This window comes from Paraburkholderia sp. NPDC080076, from assembly GCF_050281145.1.
Classification (GTDB): domain Bacteria; phylum Pseudomonadota; class Gammaproteobacteria; order Burkholderiales; family Burkholderiaceae; genus Paraburkholderia.
Map to the genome: position 1 here is coordinate 58,350 of NZ_JBNNWQ010000008.1, position 23,792 is coordinate 82,141.

Consider the following 23,792-nt stretch of genomic DNA (forward strand, 5'->3'; position numbering starts at 1 on the left):
GCACGCCTCTCCCTTCGTTACGTCGGCTTGCCTGCCCGGCTTGGGGAAGATTGCAACTAGCGTGATGAAGGACCGTTCAAGTGCGTCATCACGCTCGCTTGCTATTACAGGTTCGCGGACTTGGCTTTGATGCGGATGTTGTCGTCCGTGTTCTCTGTGTTGGCCGGCAGGCTGATTTCGCGGGCCGTCAGTTTGCCGCCGATATGCGCCGCGTACGCATCGACAGCAATCTTGTTGCCGGCCTGAATGCGGCCGGTTTGAACGTCGAAGGCTTTAAGCGTGACGTCGTTACCGGCTTTGGTTAGGGACGAGGGCTGCTGCGAGACAGTGGTTGCGGCGTTCAATGTAACGTTGCCGTTGCGGCTGGTCACGTTGCCTGTCTGGACCAGGTGGCCACCTTGCATCACGGCAATGCAAATCTCTCCTTGACACGGAATGCTGCCTCGTAGCGATCTAACCGCGATGTCATTGTCTGCCTTCAGATCCCCCGCCAGCGTGATGTCGCCGCCGTTGATATTGATGGTCGTGCCAGTGACATTCGCCACGCGGATTTGACCAGTGGTCACCGTATTCGGCCGAACCGACCTCGATATTAGCGAGACGCTGGTATCGCCCGAAGTTTTGACGCCATCGGCCTGGATGATATTGATGCCGGCCACGTTGACCGAACCGGTAGTTGCCTTCACGTCCGCATGCTGGTTCACATCGCCGTCAGCGGAAACATCTACGCGGCTCCCCGCGCGGATCGGCGCATTGATGTCAATAACGCCGCCCGTCAGCGACACGCGGTCGGCGTTAATCCCGCCGTTCGTGGCAACGATGCCGCGATCGGCGCTGATAGCGGCGCTGCCTGCGTCAATCTGGCCATTCGTGCTGACATTGCCGCCCGCTGTGTCGATTCTGACGTCGCCGATCGCCGCGTGCAGCTTTGCGCCTGACTCCACCGTGATATCGTGGCCCGTGAGTCCGTAATATCCGCCGTCAGGTTGCGTGGATGCGTCGAACGGAGAATCGACATAGGCCATCGGTGAGGCAACGATCCTGATAGCCTTGTCAGCTGTCAGACGGCCACCCACACCGATCTTGCCGTCGAGTTCGGAACCCAGCGTGATGGAGCCGCCTTTACCCGACGACGCACTGGTCGCCTCAATCGTCCCTGTGTTCTGAACGACAGTGGCGAGCATGGCGCCAGTGGCCGCCGCGGACAGATTGACGTCGCCGCCCTTCGCAGCGATCACACCATAGTTTGCCGCCAGCGCATTCTGCGCCTGCCGGCCAAGCATGACCCCAAAGCCCGAATCGTTCATCTGCATCGCCACGCCATTTGCTGCACCGAGTCTCACGTCCTTGGCGAGGATCGTGCCGTAGTTGGCGGCCTGAGTGCCTAACAGGATCACCGATTCCTGCGCGGTCAACTGACCGTTATTCGTGACCTTGCCTTCGCCGCCGCGCGAAAAGAGATTGATGTTCCTGCTACCGTTCAGGCCTAGCTTGCCGCCATCCATAAACTGCTGGTCGGTCACGTCGAGCGTCGAAGCCACCAGACTTCCCACATCGACCTTGGCGCTTTTGCCGAACACCACGCCGGCAGGATTGACCACGAACACCCGGCCGTTTGCCTTCAGCACGCCGTCGATCTGAGTCGCGTCCGCCGTCGTCACACGGTTGAGCACAGCCGAGGTGGCGCCCGGCTGATTGACGATCACCGACTGCTCTTTACCGATGTTGAAGTTCTTCCAGTTGACGATCATCTTGTCGCTGGACTGCGAAATGGTCGTCTTGTTGCCCTGCGTTTTGATGGCGCCGGCGCCCGCTGCCACGACACCGCCGTCGACGGCCCAAGCGGTATTGGCGCAGCCCAACGCCGCCATCAACTTGCCGGCACGAGCGCCAGCCGGTAGCCTGGTTTCCCCGTGCCCTGGTGAGTCTCGCGGGTACGTTTCTTGTGATTCATTTGTTGACCTGTTAAGAGAGCTAAATAAAATCCCACCCGAGCAACAGTTCGCTGGATACACCTATGCGGATACTCGGAGCCAGAAAGTAATCTGGCTGTAAGAGTCTATGTAAGCTCCCATTTACAAGGCTTGAGAAACGTCTGAAGATTTAGTGGTTTTTGTCGGTATGCGGAGTGAGTGGCACCCACTACGGCCAGCTCAAAAGTTCGCCGCGACGTCGACATGCGTTAACACGATCTCCCGAAATTTCCTCCGCGGCCGGTCTTACCGCTGCCGTCGCTCGGTCAGTTAGCCGCTGGCTCATCGAGCGCCATCCTGAACCCGACCACACCCGGATCCTCCGTCCGCGTAATCGTGAAACCGCAGGCTTTGGCGAGTCCGATCATCGGGGTATTTTCACGCAGCGCCTCGCCGACCAGCCAGTGGATGCCGCGCACCCGCGCATATTTGATGATCCGGTCCATCAGCAACTGGCCGAGGCGCCGGCCTTTCTGATCCGAGCGCACCGCCACCGCGAACTCAGCGGTTTCGTTGTCGGGATCGGCGACCGCGCGCACCACGCCCAGCGTCCGGGTGAAGCCTTCTTCGCTTTGCACGGTGGCGATCAGCGCCATTTCGCGGTCGTAGTCGATCTGCGTCATGCGCGCGAGCTGCGAGTGGTCGAAGCTGCCCACCGCGCCGAAAAACCTCAGGCGCAAATCTTCGGGCGTCATCGCTTCGACGAAGTCATGGTGCGCGGCCTCGTCTTCCGGACGGATCGGCCGCACCGTCACCCGCGCACCCTGCCAGTCCAGCGTCTCTTCGAAGCGGCGCGGGTACGGCATGATCGCGAGGCGGCTGCGCGTCGGCGCGACGGTTAGCGTGGGATCGACGACTATCACGTGATCGCGGTACACCCTAAGCGTCAGCGCAAGACCGACGAGTTCCTTGACGTCGCAGACGGCTTGCGAGAGCGCCGTCAGTGCGGCCAGCGCCGGCTCCGGCGCAACCAGCCGCGCGTACGGCGAACGCGTGACGATGTCGCGCGCGAGCATCGGATTGAGCGGCGGCAGGCCGTAGACGCGCAGCGATTCGGACACACCGTCAGCCGATGGCGCCGTGAAGCTGAAGACAGGGCCGAAGTTGTCGTTATCGTGGAGTTCGACAGCGATATCGACGACGGGCCTGGTAGACGGGTCGACGCTTTCTTCCGGGCAGTCCGGCGACTGCGGTGCAGCCGAAGCTACTGTTGAGGCTTTCACAGCGCGTTGCGCGCTCGCTTGCTGTTGACTTCGCCCTTGCGCCGAACCAGCCGCAGCGCCCGGCGCCTCCTCCCGGCCTTCCCCCTGTCCTTGCGGGAAACCAGCCGTAGCGCCCAACGCTGGTTCCTGCCGCTGTCCTTGCGCGGAGTCTGTCGCGGCACCCTGCGCCGATCCCCGTGCGACGTCTCGCGCAGCGTCCGCCGCCCCGCCCCCGCTCGCACTTACGCCTCCCGCTTCCACCCGCAACCCGAAACGCCCCAGAAACCGCGCCGCCGTCTCGCCGGTTAGTTGGTGCTCACCTGCGCCGAGCACCGCGCGCGCCTGAGCCTGAGCCGCGTCGATGCATTCGGGAATTTGCGCCGGCAAGCCCTCCGGCGTCTGCATCAGCAGTTCGCGCCCCATCCGGTAATCGACCAGCCGTGCGAAGGCGCGCGCGAGGCGCTGCGGCGTCGTATGAACCGGGATGCCCTGCGCGTGCAGCGCGTCGCGCGTGGCGGCATCCACGCCGCCGAAGAAGCACGCGAGCAAGCCGCGATAAGCGAAACGCTGATTCGCGATCAAGGCCCGCGCCACTTCGCCGACTGGCGCGCCATGCGTCGACGCGTGAACCACGAAGGCCGTGCCGGTGCTGCGATGATCCGCGAGCAGTTTGAGCGCGGTGCCGAAATGCTCAGGACGCGCGTCGTCGCCGAGTTGCAGCGGATTGCCGCCGACCGCGTACGGCAAAGTCTGCTTGAACGCATCCGACGCTTCATCGGGCCACGGCGCGAGCGTGTCGCCAGCCGCGGCAAACGCGTCGCAGGCGAGCGTGGCCAAGCCGCTGTCGCTCGTAATCAGCGTGGCCGTCGCGCCCGCCGCCACACGGCCCACGCCGAGCGTCTCGATTTCGTCGAGCAAGTCGTCGAGCGCATCGACCCGCACCATGCCGGCGCGGCGGAACGCTGCGGTATAGAGGCCGTCCGCAGGATCGGCGCGGCCGGAGCGTAGCGCCAGCACCGGTTTGTTGCGCGCCGCCGCGCGTGCCGCCGACATGAACTTGCGCGCCGCTCGCACGGTATCCAGTTCGAGCAGGATGGCGCGCGTGCCGGGGTCGCTAGCCAGATAATCGAGCACGTCGCCCGCGTCCACGTCCGCTTCGCCGCCGAGCGCCACGGCGTGCGAGAAGCCGAGGCCGCGCGCATGCGCCCAGCCGAGCACGGCATTGGTCAGTGCGTTCGACTGCGACACCCACGCGACGCCGCCCGCCTTCACCGTGCACGACGGCGCGCCCAGATGCGCGCGCAATGCCGGCGACACCACGCCGAGACTGCCAGGCCCGACGATCCGCAGCAGATTCGGGCGCGCGGCCGAGAGCGCGTGCCGCAGCGCGAGCCGATCCTCATCGCAGCGTACCTCGCCGACGATAATCGCCGCGCGCGTGCCCAAGCCGCCGAGTTTGTGGATGATGCCCGGCCACGTCGCCGGCGGCGTGCAGATCAGCGCGACCGTGGGCGCTTCCGGCAGGTCGCCGGGGTCGCCGATCACGGCATGGTCGCCGAGCGTTTCGTATTTCGGATTGACCGGCCACAGCGGGCCTTCGAAGCCCCCTTCCAGCACGCGCGCCCACACCATCGCGCCGGTGCTGCCGGGCCGCTCGGAAGCGCCGATCACGGCGACGGATTTGGGTCGAAACAAGGCGTCGAGATTGCGAACGGTCACGGGCGCTCCGAAGACGGGGGAAGGCGAGCCGGCTCGGCGGCCGGGCGCGTCTCGTCAGCATAGGCGAAGTTGGGCGCTCGCGCGGCGCTTCTCCTCGAACGCCGGGTAGGCATCCCGGTCGCGGTCGACGGCTCAGGGCCCGCCACGGATATTTCTTATCGAGATCAAGCAAAACGACGGGCGCCAATGCGACAATCTTCCGGCCGCCACGATGGCCGTTTCCGGTTGAAAGATCGCCGGCCGATGGCGGTTCGGATCGCGCGTGCAGGAGACAAACGCGCGGCTGGCGACGCAGCACAACCAGAGTCCGCAGTCCGACCATCTTCAGGCCGAATCGCGCACGATTAAAAGTAACAGAAGGTGATTTATGCGGCGCTTGCCATCGCTGATCGCGTTGCGCTTCTTCGAAGAAACTGCTCGTCACATGAGCTTTAATCGCGCGGCCATTGCGCTGTGCGTGACCCAAGGCGCGGTGAGCCGGCAAATCAAGCTGCTTGAAGAATCGCTCGGCGCGAAACTGTTCGAGCGCGACCACAAAGGCATCCGTCTCACACAGGCGGGCCTGCAATTGCTGCCATGCCTGTCCGAAGCCTTCGACACGATCGAGCGTGGCTATCGCCAAATCACGGCCGCCAAGGGGCGGCGGCGTCTCGTGCTCGCTCTGCCGCCCACTTTCGCCACGCAATGGTTTTCGCCGCGGCTGGGTTCGCTCGCGGTGGAATTGCCCGACGTCGAATTATCCGTTCGCACCGAGGCGCACGGCGACTTTCACTGCCAGATTCGCTTCGGCCGCCAGGCGCTGCCGGATGCGCACTCCGAATTGCTGATGATGGAGCGCCACGTGCTCGTGGGCGCGCCCCGCCTGCTCGGTCAACCGCTCGACGCGGTACTCGAACGCATGCCGGCGCTGCACGTGCTGCACAACGACGCCCGGCTGGAATTGTGGCCTAACTGGCTGGCCAAGGCCGGCATGCCCGCGCGTTACGCGGACAACGGCATCGAGTTCTCGACGCTGGAGCAGGCGATTCGCGCGGCAAGTAAAGGCGCGGGGCTGGCGGTCGTCGACCGGAATATGATCGTCGAGGAACTGGCGGACGGCAGTCTCGCGCAGTTTTCCGATGTCGAAGTGAGCGGGCCGTTCGGGTACTGGCTCGATATTCCCCAGCGGCATGTGGGGCTCGAACATGTGCAGGCGCTGGCGGGGTGGATGCGGGAAGAAGTGTTGAAGCTGGGGTGAGCGTTGATGATTTTGTCGGCTACCGTATGGGCGTCAATGCAAAAGGCCTCGTTTTTCGACGAGGCCTTCTGATTTGCGTTGCCTTGCTTTGCGCTTGGGACCAGCGCGGCGGATTTACATCGCCTTCTTGAACGGCGCGCCCGAGTGCTCGCGCAATTCGTTGAAGACGATCTTCGGCCACGCCTTCTGCGCGACTTCGATTTCCGACACGTGCGAAGCCAGATACGTCGGCGCGTCGGACGCGTCGAGCGCGATCCGTGCCGCGTACGAATCGGTGAAGCGACGCAGCTCGGCTGCATCGTCGCAAGTCACCCAGCGCGACATGCGATAACGCGCCGGCGCCATGCGCACGTCGACCTTATATTCCGTCGACAAACGGTGCGACACCACTTCGAACTGCAGTTGCCCGACCGCACCGAGAATCATCAGGCCGCCCACTTCCGGACGGAACACCTGAATCGCGCCTTCTTCGCCGAGTTGCTTGAGCGCCTCGCCGAGCTGCTTGGCGCGCATCGGATCGACCACTTCCACGGTCTGGAAAATTTCCGGCGCGAAGAACGGCAGGCCGACGAATTGCAACTGCTCGCCTTCGGTCAGCGTATCGCCGAGACTCAGCGTGCCATGATTCGGAATACCGATGATGTCGCCCGGATACGCTTCGCTCACCGTCTCACGACGCTGCGACAGGAACGTCACCACGTTGTTGGCGCGGAAGGTTTTGTTCGAACGTGTCACCTTGACGGCCATGCCGCGCTCGAAACGTCCCGAGCACACGCGGATGAAGGCCACACGGTCGCGGTGCGCCAGGTCCATGTTCGCCTGCACCTTGAACACGACGCCGGTGAATTTCGGCTCGTCCGGCATAACCGGACGCTGCACCGTCATACGCATGGACGGCGGCGGCGCCAGATCGACCAGCGCGTCGAGAATTTCCTTCACGCCGAAGTTGTTGATCGCCGAGCCGAACAGCACAGGCGACTGCTGGCCGGCCAGGAACTGCTCACGATCGAAATCGGGCGTCGCGCCGGTGATCAGATCGATCTCTTCTTTCGCCTTGACCCAGCTATGGCCGAAGCGGCGTTCGCCTTCCTCGTCGCTCAGCGCCTGCAGCGTTTCGACTTCGCCGCCCGCTTTGTCCTGCCCGGCGCGGAACAGGCGCACCTGGTCGCGCTGGATGTCGTAGACGCCCTGAAACTCCTTGCCCATGCCGATCGGCCACGTGAACGGCACGGCGGCCACGCCCAGATGCTGTTCGATTTCGTCGAGCAGTTCGAGCGGCTCGCGCACTTCGCGGTCGAGCTTGTTGATGAAGGTGACGATCGGTGTCTTGCGGCTGCGGCAGACTTCGAGCAGCTTGAGCGTTTGCGCTTCGACGCCGTTCGCGCCGTCGATCACCATGACGGCAGCGTCGACCGCGGTCAGCACGCGATACGTGTCTTCAGAGAAGTCTTCGTGGCCCGGCGTGTCGAGCAGATTGATGACGGCGTCGCCGTACTCGAACTGCATCACCGAGCTCGCCACCGAAATGCCCCGCTGCTTTTCGATCTCCATCCAGTCGGACGTCGCGTAGCGGTTGCTCTTGCGGCCCTTCACGGTGCCAGCGATCTGGATCGCGCCCGAGAACAGCAGCAGCTTTTCCGTGAGCGTGGTCTTACCCGCGTCCGGGTGGGAAATGACCGCGAACGTGCGGCGGCGTTTTAGTTCGGAGACTGACATCGGGTCTGGCGACAAATAGGGTTCGGGCACTGCCGGCCACGGCGGGCGGCGGTTTGCGTTTCCGCTCCACCTGGCAAAGCACGCCGGGCGGGGAAACGGACGGGTAGACGCGGCTCGCGCGGCGGATCCGGGCCACGCGGCGGCAGACGCCGCGCGTTAGCGGTAAATAGTGCGGGGATGCCGGGTTGGAACAGCGCCGGGACGAATGATACACGTCTGCGCGGGGACAGATGGAATCCCGCAGTGAAAACGGCTTAGGCGCGCGGCCTGGCTATTGATAACTCATCGTAAAAACAAAAAAAACCGCCGCATCGTTACCGATGCGGCGGGTTCTTTACAGCGTTAGCGCGCGCTAAGCGCCGCTAGCTTCGTTCAACGTCAGATGCTTCGTTTCCGGCGCCCACGCAATCGACACCACCATGCCGATCAACAGCACCGCCGCGAGCGCCATCATCGTGATATGGAAGCCCAGATGCACGATGCCGAGCGGCAGCAGAAACGTTCCGATCGCCGAGCCGAGACGACTGCACGCAATCGCCAACCCGACGCCGCACGCGCGCACCTCGGTGGGAAAACACTCGGGCGGAAACACGCCGACGAGATTCGAGAACGCCGACATGGTGAGCGTGAAAATCCCAAACGCGACGATCATGCCGAGCGTCGCCGACTCCGGCAGCAAACTCAACGCGATCAGCGAAACGCACGTCACCGCAAACGAGCCGATCAGGAACACGCGCCGCGGAAGTTTGATCGTCAGCCAGATGCCGATCAACGCGCCGAGCACGAGAAACCCGTTCAACAGAAAATCCGCGCTCGAATCGTTGTTCAAATGAATCGCCTTCAGAATGGTCGGCAAAAACGTATAAACGGCGAAGTAAGGAATGACGAGACACACGAAGAAAGCACAATTGAAAATCGTGCGGCGGATCAGATCCGCCTTGAACAGACGCATGAAACCGCCCGCCGATTGCGCGTGCTCATCGTGACCGCCATCCAGAATGACGTTCGCGCCGAAGTGCTTCAGCACGATCGACTTCGCTTCCGCCGTGCGGCCTTTGCCATGCAGCCAGCGCGGCGACTCCGGCGTGCCCATGCGCAACACGAGAACGATCAACGCCGGCACACCCGCCGATGCCAGCAACCAGCGCCATGCATCCGGCGAGGCATCGGCGTAGTGCATGCCGAGCACATTCGCCACCACGTAGCCGATCGTCCACACCACGCTGAACGAGCCAAGCAAGGTCCCGCGATGTTTGCGTGGCGAGAATTCCGCGAGAATCGCATGGCCCACCGCAAAATCGCCTCCCATGCCGAAGCCGATCAACACACGCAGCAAACACAGTTCGAGCGGCGAGCGCACATAGAACTGCGCGAATGCGGCCGCTGTGATGATCAGAAAGCTCAGCAAGAAAATCTTCTGGCGTCCCATGCGGTCCGACAGCCAGCCGAACACCAGACTGCCGATAAAAATGCCCATCAACGCGGAACTGCCGATCATGCCCATCCAGAACGCGTCGAGCGGCATCTGGCGATTCAGCGACGCGAGCGCATAGCCGATCGTGCCGAGCGCGAAACCTTCAGTGAAGTGCGCGCCGAACGTCAGCCCGGCGATCTTGACGTGAAAGGCGTTCAGCGGAACGTCGTCGAGAGGAATGGGGCCGTGCGCGGATGCCGCTGCCGCCGGCAAAGTGGGGGCGAGGCCGAGAGTGGCCGCCTGCATATCCTGATTGCTCACGCTGTCTCCTTCGTTAGTATGGATCGCCGGGCGTGGCCGGCGTGTTGCCGCGCGCCCGATTGCGTCGTCCGCCGGTGAGTCATGCGTGTGCATGACGTACGGCGGACGCGCCGTGTGAAGATCAGCGTCCGAGGCCGCCCATCATCATGTACTTCAGTTCGGTGTATTCATCGAGCCCGTACTTCGAGCCTTCGCGGCCGAGACCCGATTGCTTCACGCCGCCGAACGGCGCGACTTCGGTCGACAGAATCCCTTCGTTGATGCCGACCATGCCGCTTTCCAGCGCTTCGCCGACGCGCCACGCGCGAGCCAGGTCGCGTGTGTAGAAATATGCGGACAAGCCGAATGGTGTGTCGTTAGCCGCGGCGATGGCTTCCGCTTCGGTCTTGAAACGGAAACACGCGGCTACCGGTCCGAAGGTTTCTTCCTCGGCGATCAGCATTGAATTGTTGGCGTCGACCAGAACGGTCGGCTCGTAGAAGGTGCCGCCGAGCATGTGCGGCTTGCCGCCGGTCAAGATCTTCGCGCCCTTCTCCAATGCATCGGCCACGTGCGTTTCGACCTTCTTCAGCGCGGCCTGGTTGATCAGCGGACCTTGTTCGACCTCGCCTTGCAACGCGTTGCCGACGCGCATCTTGCGCACCGCTTGCGTCAACGCGGACGTGAACGCATCGTAAATGCCGTCCTGCACGTAGAAGCGGTTGACGCACACACACGTCTGCCCGGTATTGCGGAATTTCGACGCCATCGCGCCTTGCACGGCGGCGTCGAGATCCGCGTCGTCGAATACGATGAAGGGCGCGTTGCCGCCGAGTTCGAGCGACAGCTTCTTCAGCGTGTCCGCCGACTGCTTCGCCAGCAGCTTGCCGACACGCGTCGAGCCGGTGAACGACAGCTTGCGCACCACGTCCGATTCCGTGAGCACCCCGCCGATCGCGACGGCATCGCCAGAGACGATGTTGAATACGCCGGGCGGAATGCCTGCCTCCCCGGCCAGTACCGCCAAAGCAAACGCGGACAACGGCGTTTCTTCCGATGGCTTGAGCACCATTGTGCAGCCGGCCGCGAGCGCGGGGCCGGCCTTGCGCGTAATCATGGCGAGCGGAAAATTCCACGGCGTGATTGCCGCGACCACGCCGACCGGTTCGCGCGTCACAATGATCTTCGCATTCGGATTGGGACTCGGGATCACGTCGCCGTACGCGCGCTTCGCTTCTTCCGCGAACCATTCGAAGAAACTGGCCGCATAGCCGACTTCGCCGCGCGCTTCTGCAAGTGGCTTGCCTTGCTCGAGCGTCAGCAATTCGGCAAGCGCGTCGCGATTCTCGAGCATCAACTCGCCCCAACGTTTGACGCGGGCGCTACGTTCCTTTGCAGTCAGCGAACGCCATGCGGGAAACGCACGCTCGGCAGCCGCGATGGCCTGCGCGGTTTCCGCCGCGCCGCCTTTGGCCACTTGGGCGACCACCTCGCCGGTCGCGGGGTTCAGCACGGCATATGTGTCGGCGCCTTCGTACCACTCGCCGCCAATGTAATGCCCCGTGCGAAGAAATTCGTTCATGCGGCCTTCTCCAGGGTTTCGACGAACACGCCTTGTGCAAAGCGCGCTTCGCGCGCAATGCGTTTGCCTGCGGTGTAGTCGTTGATCAGATCGCACGGCGTGTAGTTGCGTTCGAGCTCGAACAGTTCGTCCGCCGAAAGCGTCGTGCCGAGCGCGGCGAGCGCGCTGTCGAACTGCGCCGGCGTATCCGCACCGACCAGCATGCTTGCGACGCCGCCGTGGTTCAGCACCCACGCCTGCGCAATTTGTGCGGCCGAAACGCCACGCCGCGCGGCCACGCGCGCCACCGACGCTGCAATCTCGCGCGAAGCCACATCGCCGTACATTTGCGCGGTGAAGAAGTCAGTCTGATTGCGCGTCGAATTCGGATCGCACGTGAGCAGCCCGCGCGCCAGCGGACTGAAGACGGACACGCCGACGCCCTGATCCTGGCAATACGGAATCATCTCGCGCTCTTCCTCGCGGTACGCCAGGTTCAACTGCAATTGCATATTGATCGGCTTGTGCCAGCCGTTACGCTCGCAGACCTGCATGATCTTGGCGAACTGCCATGTGTACATGGTCGAGACGCCGATATAGCGAGCCTTGCCGGCGCGCACGATATCGTTGAGCGCGCCCATGGTTTCTTCGACCGGCGTATTCACGTCGAAAAAATGCAGCATGTAGATGTCGACGTAATCCATACCGAGGCGCTTGAGCGAACCGTCGATGCCGTCCATGATGTGCTTGCGCGAATGGCCGCCGGCGTTCTGATAAGCACCCATGTCATAACCGACCTTGGTGGCCACGACCATTTCCTCGCGTCGCGCGAGACGCTTCAGAATTCGGCCGACCACTTCTTCGCCCACGCCGGTCGAATAGAAATCGGCGAGGTCGATGAAGTTGACGCCTGCTTCCAGCGCATGACGGACAATCGGCTCGCTTTGCGCTTCGTCGAAAATCCACGGCTTCCATTGCGGCGTGCCCATGTTCATCGTGCCGAGGCACAGACGCGAAACCTTCAGACCGGATTGGCCGAGGCGAATGTATTCCATAGTGCGTGTCTCCTTCCTGATCGCATCCGGCAGCGCGGACGGTTAGTTGCGCATGAGCACTCACTGGCCGCGCTGCGTGCCATTAACGTTGCTTCGGTGTGTAGAACGGGTTCGATACGTCGCGCGCGGCGGCGAAGACTTCATCGCGATGCGGCAGGCCCTTCATCGCCGCGAGGATCGCGTTCTTGCATGCGCGGTAGTTGTTCTCGAAGACGGCGTCGAGATTGTCGGTCGACGGGTTGACCCAGTTCGCCGACACCACCACCCAGTCGTTTTCCGCTTCGGGCGGCAGCGTGCCGTTCTCCAGCGACTCGGCCACCGCCTTCGCGATGCCGGCTTGCGAGGCACCCCACGTCGCGTTGCCGTGGAAGTCGCTGCCGATCTGCGCCTTGTTCACATACAGCGTGAGCGGCTTGGTCGGCACGCCCGGGCGCGCAATCACGACGAACGGCGCGTGGCCCGCCGAAGGCGTCGCCAATGCGGTAGCAAAGGCCTGCCCGGCGGGACCGTTGCGCGGGCCGACCAGTACGTTGATGTGCGCGAGATTGACGCCGGGGCCTTCGAATCCTTCGCCGATAAAGAGTTGTTTGTCCGTCGATGCGCTCATGGTCTTTCCGTCGAGGTTGAGTGGATGACCGATTGTGACGTTCGGCATCCGCGACCACGTATCGATGAGTTTTGATGCGGGGTATGAGAGGAACTCAACTCCGGGTTAGTCCCGAGCGCAGTGGCCTGCGCGTATCGGGAAGCGCAAAGGTGAGGGTTTTCGGGACCACAGCATGTGCGTCCTCGAATCGCAGCAAACGCTGAGCGTGCCGACCATTAGTCGCGCACCTGCGCAGCGAAAGTCTGCACAGCGTCGAATGCGTTAGATGCAACTAAGAGAAACTTAAGGGTCGGCTGCCGCGATTCTTCGCAGAGCCTGGGAACGCCCGCCAGCAAAGGCTGGCACGGGTTTCGGAGGAAGTGGGTCAGTCACGGCGGCCTGCCGCGGCAAGCTTGCCGCAAGGTGCGTGATTCGATAAAACCAGGCTCACCGAAGCAACCAGGCTTCGAGTTGGCCACGTGGCCAAGGCCACGACTCACGCGACAGGTTCACGCGAAAGGTGAGCGTTTTCGGGACCTGCTCAGCGGTGCGAGAAAAACCGCCCGCGACATCACTTTAGACAATCCGGTGCACGACTCACGCGCACGTCATGCGCCGAAGCACTTCAACCTTCGATCAGAAAGCGCTCGCGATTCTTGCCTACGAGCCAGGCGGGCGAACGGCCGCGGCCGCTCCAGGTCTCGCCGGTTTTCGGGTTGCGATACTTGGCGACCGACGGCGTTTTGCGGGCTGCGGTGCCCTTGCTCGTGAAACCCAGTTCTTCAGCAGTCAGGTCGTACTCGGCCACCTTCTGTTTGATCTCGGCGATCGCCTGGGCAACTTCCTTCTCGCGCGCCGCCGCGACTTCCTTGTGGAGTTTTTCGAGCTGGGCAGTCAACTGCTTGTACGAGGCCATGACGGGTACTCCGATCATTTTGACGAGAACTGAAGTGCGGACACTATCAGACGAATAAATTGCCGGATAGAGAAGCCCGACACCGCGAGCGGATAACACGCTTAAAAGACGCTGGCCCGGACGCGGCCGGTTCGCTCAATCGTCAATTGCATCGTACACGCGGCGTTCGAAGTCCACTGTCATTGAAAACGGTTCGACGGAGCGCCTTTGAATCAGCATCAGACCGATCAGGTCTTCCACCGGATCGGCGAACCAGCTGGTGCCATACGCACCCGGCCAGCCGAACGAGCCCATCGAGCGATAACCGAGCGGCAACTGCTGCGCCGGATCGTCGACGATGGACACGCCGAGGCCGAACCCCTGGCCTGCCCATAGCGCATGACCGAAGGCCGACACGCGGCGTTGGTCGCGCGTCAGAAAATTCGAGCGCATCAGATCGACCGAGCGGTGCGACAGCAAACGCGTCGTGCCGACCCGCCCGCGGCCAAGCAGCAGTTGCGCGAATTGCAGATAGTCCTGCGCCGTCGAAACCAGCCCGCCGCCGCCGCTCTGGAAACGGTCCGAATTCGCCCACCGGCTCGACGACGGATGGTCCTCGACGATACGCCGCCGCGTGCCCTGTTCGACGCCATAAGCCGTGGCCAGCCGGGCGAGTTGCGCGTCAGGCACCCAGAAAGCGGTATCGCGCATGCCAAGCGGCTCGAAAATCCGCGTCCGGAAAAACTCGCCGAGCGACATTCCGCTCACACGTTCGATCAGCACGCCGAGGACATCGGTCGCGATGCCGTAGTGCCAGCGCGAGCCGGGCTGGAACATCAGCGGCAAACCCGCAATGCGGGCAAGCCAGGCGTTGCCGTCCATGCGCGCTTCGAAACCGTTGAAGGCGTCGGCGTAAGCTTCGGCCAGCGGTCCGGTTGCAGTGAAGTGATAGGCGAAGCCGGCGCGGTGCGTCAGCAGATCCAGCACGGTGAGCGACGCTCTGGCGGGGTCGGTTTCGTCGAGCGGGCCGGCGGGGTCGCGCAACACGCGCGGCGCGGACAGTTCGGGCAACCAGAGTGAGACCGGCGTGTCGAGGGCGAGCCGATCTTCTTCGATCAGCATCAGGATCGCCGCACTGGTCACCGGCTTGGTCATGGAGGCAATGCGAAATAGCGTGTCGCGCTCCATCGGCAACTGCGCCGCTTCGTCACGCCAGCCGAGCGGCTCGAAATAACCGATCTCGCCGCGCCGCCAGACCATCGACACCACGCCCGCCACTTCGCCGCGTTCCACATAGCCTTGCATGGCGTTGGTCAGCGCCGTCAGCCGAGACGCGGAAAGTCCTGCTGGTTGCATGTTTGTCCTGAATCAGTGGATGGAGGTGGCGACCTGCGCGCCCTTGCCTGACGCGCGCCTTCCGTCCGCGGTCGGCGCATATCCGCCGCCGGGACGCCGTTAGCGCGTGCGTATCAAAAGACGCGGCTTGCACCGTGTCGAGACAATGCGCTACGCCGCGTACGGTGCGTGGCCGTTACGTTCCCTTATTTTTGCAGAAAACGCTAACCGATCGAAGGGTACGTCACTGCCGTCCACTGCGCAGGCGTTCAGGCTTTCTGCCGTCGCTCCAGCGCCGAGAGCGCGGCGTTGAGCCGCTTGATGCGGGTCGCCTGCGACGGCACCAGGGCCGCGCCGGAAACGGAATCGATACGGTTTCGCCAATAAGACAGCGGGATGCGGTCTTCAGCGGAGATATGCGAGATTACGTGTTCAAGATGTTCAATATCTTTTTCGAGTTGATGATGATTCATTGCTTTCCCCGGATTACTCGTTGAACTATTTTCAATGCGTAAATCGAAGCATAAAGCGTGCCGCAAAAAATCCCGTTTTCGGTTGAACGGAAAATCCTTCCTAACACTTCCCGCAATGGCGATCAAACCGGCAAAACCTGCTTGCCACTTGAATCCTGAGCCACTGGCAAGAGAGTACTGCGGCTAAACTTCGCGTTCCGTTGGGTGCCGCACCGACTTGGCTAAACGATGAAAATTGCGGCGTTTTTAATTGCGCCCGCCGACAAGAAAAATAATGTGAAGCGCGGCATTAATTACCCATTGCGCATCATAGACGCGGAGAGAACCCGCATTAGATACAGGTCTTTATGACGGCCATACGCTTATCGTGACGACCATGAAGCAACGCGTGAACCAGTTTGCCGCGCGCGGCTGAAATCGGTGCGGCGAGCGAGACGCCCGCATTCGTTGCCGAACCGCGGGCTGAAGGAAAGATGCTTAAGGCGTTGGTCGCGCCGGTCTTCGCGCCGGCGAGCCGTTATTTCGCCCGGCAGGCGTAAATCAGGTTCAGCGTGCCATTCTCCGTGGACTGGCGCACGACTTCGAATGCGCCGCCGCAACCCGCGCTGGCCTGCTGCGAGCAGGAGTCGGAACCGGCGGGGCACTGCACCAGCGTGGTCGCGCGACCGTCCGGCAGAAACAGCGGCGCGCTGCTGCTGCAACCGCTCAACGCGACCATCACGCCGGCCGCCAGCGTGGCGCAGGCCCGGCGCGCGAAGAAGGAGAGACTGCGTTTCATTTGAAACCCCGATCACGTCTTGTTTTTCGATCACGCGATTGTGCCACGCGTCAATTACGCTGCGTCAATCGCCATCGACGAACGTTGTCACACGTCGATGCCGTATGCCGCAATCTTCTTATAGAGCGTCGCGCGGCCCATGCCGATCTGGTTCGCCGTCTCGATCACGCGACCGCCGTTGGCACGCAAAGCGTCGCTCAGGAAACGCTTCTCAAAGGCCGCCATCGCCTCGCTCCACGAGGCCGGTTCAGGCGCGCCAGCCTGCGCGCCTGCAGCGGGCAGCGGCGAAAGCGCCTCGGGCAAGGACGCAGTCGGACGATGCCCGCCGCCGTGCGCCGAGCCGATAAACGGCGCGAGCGCCCGGGCATCGATCCGCTCGCTGTCGGACAGCATCACCGCGCGCTCCAGCGTGTTGCGCAATTCGCGCACGTTGCCAGGCCAGCCGTACGAACACAGCAGCCGCAGCGCGTCATCCTGCAATTCGAAGTGACTGGCGCCACGCGCCTGGGTCGACAGATCCTCGAGCATGGCGTAAGCCAGCGCCTCGATATCGGAGGCTCGCTCGCACAATGGCGGCGCATGGATCGTCAGCACGTTCAGCCGATAGAACAAGTCCGCGCGAAAGCGCCCCGCCGCGACCAGCGCGGGCAAATCGGCCGACGTCGCCGCGATGATCCGGACGTCGGCGCGCACGATGCGGTTCGAGCCCAACGGTTCGAACTCCTTGTCCTGCAACACGCGCAACAGCTTGCCCTGCAAAGGCAGCGGCATATCGCCGATTTCGTCGAGAAACAGCGTGCCGCCGTTCGCGAGCTCGAACTTGCCGACGCGCCCCTTGCGGTCCGCACCGGTGTAGGCGCCGGGCGCGGCGCCGAAGAATTCGACTTCGAGCAAGGTGTCGGGAATCGCCGCGACGTTGACCGTCACGAGCGGCTGATTCGCGCGCGCCGACCCGCCGTGGATGGCATGTGCAAGCAACTCCTTGCCGGTGCCGGTTTCGCCGAGCAGCAGCACCGGTGACTCGAGCTGCGCCGCGCGGCGCGCCTGGCGCTTCACTTCGAGGCTGGCCGCGCTCGTGCCGACGAAACTGCCGAACGTATATTTGGCCCGCCGCGCCTGCGCGAGTGACTGGCGCGTCGCGATCAACTCTTCCTGCACGCGCGAGTAGTGGGAAAAGAGCGGCGTCAGCGCCTTCAGTTCGTCGAAGAGCGCGAAGCCCACGGCGCCCACCGTGACGCCCGCATCGTCCTTCAGCGGCAAACGCGTCACAACGAGCGGTTCGCGGTCCGTTTCCAGAATATCGAGCAGAATCGGTTTGCCGGTGACGACGACCTCGCGCATCAGGCTGTTCGGGATCACCGCTTCGCAATCGCGGCCGATGGCCTGCTCCGGGTCCGAAAAACCGAAGCGCGCCGCATAGCGCTTGTTGATCCAGACCACGCGCGCGTCGGCATCCACGATGAATGTGCCTTCGCTGAAATTTTCGAATGTGCGGAAGAGCGAATCCATCGCCCGGCGCAGTACGTCGCCGTAGGTGGCGGGAAGGCCCGCCCAGTCGTTCATCATGCTGTCGCTGTCTCCGGCTATTGTTTTATTATGCTTGTCTCATTTCGTAGACAAGCTTATCTCATTGAAGAGATCGCAAGCAAGCTTGCTACATAAGGGTTTAACCTTGTTTTGGCCTAACTTCAGCCAATTTGCGTCCCGTTTTAGAGACGTTTGGGTACAATCGGCCCGATCACGTTTCGACCTTCGGTCCGCGAAATCAAGCGGCTGGCCGTTGCCGTATGCGTGGCACGGAACCTGCGTTTGCCCGGCGCCGTGCCGTCGCACCCTCGGAACGGCGACCATGTAGAACAACCAAGCTTTGGAGACTCAATGTCCTTTGTCATCGTCCTCGCCGCGCTGGCGTTTCTGATGTTTGCCGCTTATCGCGGCTACAGCGTCATTCTATTTGCGCCAATCGCCGCGCTCGGCGCCGTTCTGCTGACCGATCCGGCCGCCGTCGCGCCGGTTTTCACCGGCATCTTCATGGAGAAGATGGTCGGCTTCGTGAAGCTCTACTTCCCGGTGTTCCTGTTGGGCGCCGTGTTCGGTAAGGTCATCGAACTGTCGGGCTTCTCGGAATCGATCGTGGCCGCCGCGATCCGCTATATCGGCCGCTCGCGTGCCAATGCGGTGATCGTTGCGGTGTGCGCGCTGCTCACCTACGGCGGGGTCTCGCTGTTCGTGGTGGTGTTCGCGGTCTATCCGTTTGCGGCCGAGCTGTACCGCCAGAGCAATATTCCGAAACGCCTGATGCCCGGCGCGATTGCGCTCGGCGCGTTTTCGTTCACCATGGATTCGCTGCCCGGCACGCCGCAGATCCAGAACATCATCCCGACCACTTTCTTCAAGACGACTTCGTGGGCCGCGCCCGCACTCGGCGTGATCGGTTCGCTGTTCATCATCGTGGTCGGCCTGACGTATCTGGAATGGCGCCGCCGCTCGGCGATGGCGACCGGCGAAGGTTACGGCACGGAACTCGTCAACGAGCCGGAGCGCGTGGAATCGAAGCAACTGCCGCATCCGTTGCTGGCGGTCGCGCCGCTGGTTCTGGTCGGCGTCGCGAACTTCCTGCTGACCCGCTGGATCCCGAACTGGTACGGCGCGTCGTACACCGTGGCGCCGGACATCCTGCCGGGCATCCACGCGCCGGTCACGACCACGATCAAGGCCGTGGTCGCCATCTGGGCCGTGGAAGGCGCACTGCTCCTCGGTATCGTAATGGTCGTCGTAACGGCGTTCAACCGCGTGCGCGAGCGCTTCGCGATCGGCACCAAGGCTGCGGTGGCGGGCGCGCTGCTGGCTTCGTTGAATACGGCGTCGGAGTACGGTTTTGGCGGTGTGATCGCAGCGTTGCCGGGCTTTCTGGTGGTCAGCGACGCGTTGAAGAGCATTCCCAATCCGCTCGTCAATGCAGCCGTGTCGGTGAGCTCGCTGGCGGGTATCACGGGATCGGCGTCGGGCGGCATGAGCATCGCGCTCGCGGCCATGTCCGACACGTTCATCAAGGGCGCGGAAGCGGCGCACATTCCGATGGAAGTGCTGCACCGGGTCGTCGCCATGGCGAGCGGCGGTATGGACACGCTGCCGCACAACGGCGCGGTGATCACGCTGCTGGCGGTCACGGGCTTGACGCATCGGCAGTCGTATCGCGACATCTTCGCGGTTACGGTCATCAAGACGATGGCGGTGTTCTTTGTGATCGCGGTTTATTACGCGACTGGTTTGGTCTGAGCGGGCGGGAACTGGGCACGATGCCGGCATCGCGCCGGCATCCTGACTTTTGATCGGTTACCTTGTCATCCCGACATCCGATCTTGCCCAGCACACCCTGCCATGAGTTCAGCACCTTCTTTCTGGATGATTCCCTCTGCACCCACGCCGGTCGGCCCGTTCTCGCATGCTGCCGAGGCCGACGGCTGGGTCTTCCTGACCGGCCAGATGCCGACCTCCCCAACCGACGATGCCGCACCGCTTCCCGAAGGTGTCGTCGCCCAAACCAAGCGCGTGATGGACAATCTCGTGCTGGTGCTCCAAGGCCTGGGCCTCGGCCTGCAAAACGTGGTGGCCGCACGCATCTTCCTGACCGAGTTCAAGCGCGATTACGCGCCGATGAACGAGATCTACCGCGCCTACTTCCCCGCCGATGCGCTACCGGCGCGAACCTGTATCGGCGTCACCGGATTGGCGCGCGACGCGCTGGTCGAAATCGACTTCATTGCCAAACGACCGGGTTGAGCCCGCAAAGCAGAATGGCGGGTCAATGCGCCGACTCCTCGTCGAGTCCGTAGTGATCCAATAAAGCGTCGTGCAGCGAGATCGCGAGTTCGTCCATCTCGGTGGTCCAGCGTCCGCTGTCATTGCATAACCGTTGCAACCGCCGACATTGGTCGACGAACTGCGGCTCCTGCACGACGACAAACGCGCCGCTCGCGCTATGCGCCCAGCCGGCCAACGCCTGCACATCTTCCTCTTCGACGATGGCGAGCAGCTTCGGCAGATCTTTTTGCAAATGCTCCTTGAGCATCGCCGAGTAGCGCGCCTTGTCGTCCGCGCTGAGCGTGCTCTCTGCATTGGGAGCGGAAGCCATCGCCTTGTCAGGCGCTACGTTCTCCGGAGCCACCTGCAGTGGTGCCGAAGCCGGTGCCACCTCCAGCAACGCCGCTTGCAACTCGCTCAACGTCGCCGGCTTGGCGACATATCCGCTAAAGCCGCGCTCGCGCCAGTTGTGCGCCCCCTCATGTTCGGCCACGGCGCTGAAGGCGAGCACCTGCACGGTCGCACGCAGCTTGCGCAGCGCGGCCAGCAGTTCGTAACCATCCATCTCCGGCATGTGGATGTCGGTTAGCACCACCTCGAAACCTGTCTGTTCGAATAACCTCAGCGCGTGCTTGCCGTCGGGGGCGATAGTGGGCACGCACCCCAATTCGACCAGTTGTTCGGCAACTAGATTCTGGATCAAGGGATTGTTCCGCGACGAGGACTGGGAGACCTCGCAGCGTCGGATGGATTCCCACCGAATCGGCCATTGCGGGCGCAGGAGTCGGCGCTGCGGATGTGCCCCCGCGCGCCAGTTCGATCGCCGACAGAATCGCCGTCCAGCTGAATTCACTCACTTCGAACACGCCGTCGCCGCGCGCCTCGGGATAATGCGGGCCTCCACGCGTGATCCACACGGCGCCGACCGGCTGCAACGGACGCAGCGCGGCAATCACCTCGAGATCGTATTCGCCGGAGACGAGCAACAGATCAGGGGGAGCATTCATGCGTAGCCACAGTTGCGCGGCGGCCAGCGAGGTTACCAGATGTCCCATCCAACCCGCGTGCTGAAGCCAGCGGTCCAGCAACTCGCTTGTTTCCCGTTCCATGGACAAGACGAGCACCGTCCCGCGTTGCTCGGGGACGGTCGCCGGCGCGAGCGAATCGACGGGCGCTTTCGCGAGCGGGATCGATACACGAAATGCGCTGCCCACACCAGCCACGCTGTCCGCAGCAATCTGGCCGCCCATCGCCTCGCATAAGCGTCTGCAGATCGCGAGACCGAGGCCCGTGCCGCCGGCACCGCGCGATGCACCCAGTTCGCCTTGTGCGAACGGTTTGAAAAGCCGCGCCAGCGTTTCCTCGTTCATGCCAGCGCCCGAATCCGAAACCTGGCAGGTCAAAATCGCGCAATCCGGTGAATCGTCTATCACTTCGGCATACAACGTGATCTTGCCGGTCGAGGTGAATTTGAACGCATTGCTAAGCAGGTTGTTGACGATCTGCGCGATGCGCATTCGATCGCCGATCAAGGTCTGATCGAGGGTCGGTGAGAGGAACGCATAGAAACGGATCGAGCTGTCGCCGTCCATCGACGCGTAGGAAAGGGCGATGCTTTCGAATTCGTCGATGAGACGAAACGGTTTTCTGACCAGCCACATCACGCCGGCATCGATCTTCGAAAAGTCGAGAATGTCGTTGACGACGCGGCGCAGAGCATCTGCTGCAACACGCAATGTCGCAAACCGTTGCGAATGCGCCTCGAGGCCGGGCGTGCGGGCGAATAGTTCGACATTGCCGAGCAGCGCGTTCAACGGCGTACGAATTTCGTGACTCAGCGCGGCGAAGAGATTCGTACGCGCGCGCATCAGCGCCTCGGATGTCTGCTGTGCATGCCGCAATTGCTGCTCGAGCATGGTCTGGGCGGTGACGTCGAGAATCGCGCAGAACAGCACGTTCTCGCCAGCGTAACGAACGGGCGCGTATATGAATTGCAGAAACCGCGAGGGCGCGCCGCCGCCTTTGTCTGATGGCGATGCGGTTTGCGGCTCCGTTTGCGACTGCTGCGGAGACTGATGCTGATGCGCCGGGTGCGCGGGCGCGACGAATGCAGCCACCCGCGCAATCGCCGTGGCCGACGTCTGATCCGGCGCCTGAGCCAGAAACTCGCCGACGACATGCGGCGGAAGCCGGCTGCCGCCGGCCTCGATACCGAGCAACTCGGCCGCAAGCGCGTTGGCGGTCAGGATTGAATAGTCACTCTGTCGAACGATGCACAACCCAACCGGCGTCGCACTGACGAGAATGTGGTTGAGCGTTTCGCTCTCCAGCGCGCGTGACGTTTCCGCAAACGAATTACGTAACAACCGCAGCCCGAAATAGCGTGCCATCAGTGCAATCGCCAGCAGGGTGAGCGCCGTCAGGCAGCCAATTACCCCCAGTTGCCAGCCAAGTGCGACGATCAGCGCACTCCACGGTATGTAGCCGACCAGGAAGCCGAAGCCCGGCCCCAGCGGCTCGTGAAAGATTGTGCCCTCGGGGCTGTAGTGAAAGACGTGGCTTGGCGTTGCCGCCACCGCCTGCCGCAGCAGGTTGGCGATTGGCATGTCGAGCGGCGTCGACGACACGGCGATGCGGCGATCCGCCGTCATCAGCAGGATCACGCCCTCGCTGTCGGCGGGCGCGATACTCGATATGAGCACGTCCAGCGGAATGTTCATGCTGATCAGCGTGGTGGGCGTGTCGCCGTGATAGTAGGCGCTCACCGCGGAAATCACCGGACGGTTCTGCAGCGGATCGCGGTACGGTCCCAGCCAGACGCGCTCGCCTTTCCCCGGCACGCGCTTGCCGGTTTGCGCCTCGAGGTGCCGTTCGAGCGTCTCGCGCAGCAAGCTCACGATCGCCGGTTGCGGCGTCGACGTGACGGCCTGATCGGCGCTGCCAGTTTGGCCCACGAGCGGTTGCGCCAGCGAAGGCAGGATCACCGCATAGTCGTCGTTCAAGCCGATCAGCGTCGCCCGTTGCCGCAGTTCAAAAGCCTGCTGGGTCACGAGCGTCGATTGCGCCGATTCGTAGAGGCGCCCGAGTTTTTCGCCCAGTTGCGGGCCCCACGCGTTGCGCGTGGTTTCGCCGACCACCAGGTCGAAATCTGCATCCACCCGGTCTACCTTGCCGCGCGCGACGCCGCTCTTGAGGATCGCCTGCTGTGTCGCATCCGGCGCGCTCCGCGCCGCGGCGCCGCCGTAGTAATAATCGAGCGTCAATTCAGCGCGCCGCAGGAACGACTCCTCCTGATGCAGGAGCAGGGAAACTTCGGCGGCATTTTGCGACTCGAGGGTGCGGCGGTATTCGAGGTGCTTGAGCCCCGCCGCTACCGCCAGCACCAGCGCGAAAATCAGCACGATCAGCATCAGCGAACCGATCGTCGCCAGATACAGGCGCTGCTGGCGTTTCGCGTTCTGCGCGAGCGTGGCGAAAGCCTGCGCCAACGACTCCTGAGTACGGTCGAGGATCTTCTGCATCAGCTCGCGTGAGTGGCAGATTTGCGCAGGCAGACCGCTGCGAAATCGAGGGACGAGATGCGTCTGCAGTCCTTATACGGGCGCAGTGTAGACCTTTTGAAGGTATCGCGCGACGCATCCGGCGCTGTTTCACGCGGCCATCCACGATGCGTCAATCAACCCTGTATTAACGGCTTAGGCCGGCCTAAACCTGAGTGGTTTACTGGGAAACCCTCAAGACCGC

General features: G+C 62.9%; 15 protein-coding genes and 1 pseudogene. 3 read left to right on the forward strand and 13 right to left on the reverse strand.

Annotated elements, in window-relative coordinates; all coding sequences use genetic code 11:
• Positions 1-104 precede the first annotated feature (104 nt).
• Positions 105-1,871, reverse strand: coding sequence for a filamentous hemagglutinin N-terminal domain-containing protein (locus tag ACQKRQ_RS28030; protein WP_427480959.1), 1,767 nt, complete (start codon positions 1,869-1,871; stop codon positions 105-107).
• Positions 1,872-2,239: 368 nt separating this feature from the next.
• Complete coding sequence (locus ACQKRQ_RS28035) at positions 2,240-4,894, reverse strand: GNAT family N-acetyltransferase (protein ID WP_427480960.1); 2,655 nt, start codon at positions 4,892-4,894, stop codon at positions 2,240-2,242.
• Positions 4,895-5,261: 367 nt separating this feature from the next.
• Here ACQKRQ_RS28035 and ACQKRQ_RS28040 point away from each other — a divergent pair, with 367 nt between their 5' ends.
• Positions 5,262-6,131: a LysR family transcriptional regulator gene (locus tag ACQKRQ_RS28040; protein ID WP_427480961.1), complete on the forward strand. Its 870-nt coding sequence runs from the start codon at positions 5,262-5,264 to the stop codon at positions 6,129-6,131.
• Between the two features lie 114 nt (positions 6,132-6,245).
• Here ACQKRQ_RS28040 and ACQKRQ_RS28045 read toward each other — a convergent pair whose 3' ends face one another.
• The 10 genes from ACQKRQ_RS28045 to ACQKRQ_RS28090 all read right to left on the reverse strand — a co-directional run bounded on the left by ACQKRQ_RS28045 (position 6,246) and on the right by ACQKRQ_RS28090 (position 17,810).
• Positions 6,246-7,847, reverse strand: coding sequence for a peptide chain release factor 3 (locus tag ACQKRQ_RS28045; RefSeq protein ID WP_132383516.1), 1,602 nt, complete (start codon positions 7,845-7,847; stop codon positions 6,246-6,248).
• A 352-nt stretch (positions 7,848-8,199) separates the two neighbouring features.
• Positions 8,200-9,582, reverse strand: coding sequence for an MFS transporter (locus tag ACQKRQ_RS28050; RefSeq protein WP_408284857.1), 1,383 nt, complete (start codon positions 9,580-9,582; stop codon positions 8,200-8,202).
• Positions 9,583-9,703: 121 nt separating this feature from the next.
• Positions 9,704-11,143 carry an NAD-dependent succinate-semialdehyde dehydrogenase gene (locus ACQKRQ_RS28055; RefSeq protein WP_427480962.1) on the reverse strand — a complete coding sequence of 480 codons (1,440 nt, stop codon included), beginning with the start codon at positions 11,141-11,143 and terminating at the stop codon, positions 9,704-9,706.
• Complete coding sequence (locus ACQKRQ_RS28060) at positions 11,140-12,177, reverse strand: aldo/keto reductase (RefSeq protein WP_132383508.1); 1,038 nt, start codon at positions 12,175-12,177, stop codon at positions 11,140-11,142. The genes ACQKRQ_RS28055 and ACQKRQ_RS28060 overlap by 4 nt, the downstream gene beginning before the upstream one ends.
• Before the next feature lie 82 nt (positions 12,178-12,259).
• Positions 12,260-12,784, reverse strand: coding sequence for a formaldehyde-activating enzyme (gene fae / locus ACQKRQ_RS28065; RefSeq protein ID WP_132383506.1), 525 nt, complete (start codon positions 12,782-12,784; stop codon positions 12,260-12,262).
• Between the two features lie 604 nt (positions 12,785-13,388).
• Complete coding sequence (locus tag ACQKRQ_RS28070; protein WP_132383504.1) at positions 13,389-13,679, reverse strand: H-NS family nucleoid-associated regulatory protein; 291 nt, start codon at positions 13,677-13,679, stop codon at positions 13,389-13,391.
• Positions 13,680-13,814: 135 nt separating this feature from the next.
• Positions 13,815-15,014 (reverse strand): serine hydrolase domain-containing protein, encoded by a 1,200-nt coding sequence (locus tag ACQKRQ_RS28075; RefSeq protein ID WP_427480963.1) that lies wholly within the window; start codon positions 15,012-15,014, stop codon positions 13,815-13,817.
• A gap of 248 nt (positions 15,015-15,262) precedes the next feature.
• Positions 15,263-15,466 (reverse strand): hypothetical protein, encoded by a 204-nt coding sequence (locus ACQKRQ_RS28080; RefSeq protein WP_132383500.1) that lies wholly within the window; start codon positions 15,464-15,466, stop codon positions 15,263-15,265.
• 517 nt (positions 15,467-15,983) lie between these two features.
• On the reverse strand, positions 15,984-16,244 hold the full coding sequence (locus ACQKRQ_RS28085) for a hypothetical protein (RefSeq protein ID WP_427480964.1): 261 nt from the start codon (positions 16,242-16,244) through the stop codon (positions 15,984-15,986).
• Positions 16,245-16,331: 87 nt separating this feature from the next.
• The gene (locus tag ACQKRQ_RS28090; protein ID WP_427480965.1) at positions 16,332-17,810 is read right to left on the reverse strand and encodes a sigma-54 interaction domain-containing protein; all 1,479 of its coding nucleotides are present in this window, start codon (positions 17,808-17,810) and stop codon (positions 16,332-16,334) included.
• 312 nt (positions 17,811-18,122) lie between these two features.
• Here ACQKRQ_RS28090 and ACQKRQ_RS28095 point away from each other — a divergent pair, with 312 nt between their 5' ends.
• Together ACQKRQ_RS28095 and ACQKRQ_RS28100 are read left to right on the forward strand one after the other, a co-directional pair.
• Positions 18,123-19,523 (forward strand): GntP family permease, encoded by a 1,401-nt coding sequence (locus ACQKRQ_RS28095; RefSeq protein WP_132383494.1) that lies wholly within the window; start codon positions 18,123-18,125, stop codon positions 19,521-19,523.
• A gap of 102 nt (positions 19,524-19,625) precedes the next feature.
• Positions 19,626-20,027 carry a RidA family protein gene (locus ACQKRQ_RS28100; RefSeq protein WP_408177640.1) on the forward strand — a complete coding sequence of 134 codons (402 nt, stop codon included), beginning with the start codon at positions 19,626-19,628 and terminating at the stop codon, positions 20,025-20,027.
• A 22-nt stretch (positions 20,028-20,049) separates the two neighbouring features.
• On the opposite strand, the pseudogene ACQKRQ_RS28105 reads toward ACQKRQ_RS28100, so the two are convergent.
• Positions 20,050-23,569, reverse strand: a pseudogene (locus ACQKRQ_RS28105) (ATP-binding protein).
• Positions 23,570-23,792: the final 223 nt, after the last annotated feature.